At 60.7% G+C, this 517-nt stretch carries 1 pseudogene; it reads right to left on the minus strand.

What is annotated here, in order from left to right:
- Window positions 1–33: 33 nt before the first annotated feature.
- Window positions 34–517, minus strand: a pseudogene (locus tag XAXN_RS20060) (IS5 family transposase); the annotation flags it as partial.

The raw sequence follows: 517 nt of genomic DNA on the forward strand, positions 1-517 counted from the left end.
CAAAGCATGGGATCAAACAACTAGGGCGTGTAATCAATTGAGCAGGATGACCGATGCGATCCAATAGATCGCTCCAAGGAAGTTGCGGGCAATCTTGTCGTATCGGGTAGCGATGGCCCGGTACTGCTTGAGTTTGGCAAAGAAGTTCTCGATCAGGTGCCGGTCCTTGTACAGCGCTCGGTCGTATTGGCGCTGCACTTTGCGTGTCGGATGGGAAGGGATGACGATCTGCGCGCCGAGCCGCTGCATTGGCTCGATGACACGTGCCCGGGCGTCGTAGGCGCGATCGGCGAGCAAGGCACCCACTGACAGGTCCGGCAACAACGCATCTGCCCCTTCCAGATCCGATGCCTGGCCTGCGGTCAGATGAAAGGCCACTGGATTGCCCAGCGCATCGACGACGGCGTGGATCTTGCTGCTCAGCCCGCCCCGGCGACGTCCGATGGCTTGCGCCGCCCCCCTTTTGCCCCGGCGCTGTGCTGATGCGCCCGGACGATGGTGTTTGATCCCATGCTTT

The sequence above is a fragment of the Xanthomonas axonopodis genome (genome assembly GCF_001304695.1).
Lineage (GTDB): Bacteria > Pseudomonadota > Gammaproteobacteria > Xanthomonadales > Xanthomonadaceae > Xanthomonas > Xanthomonas axonopodis.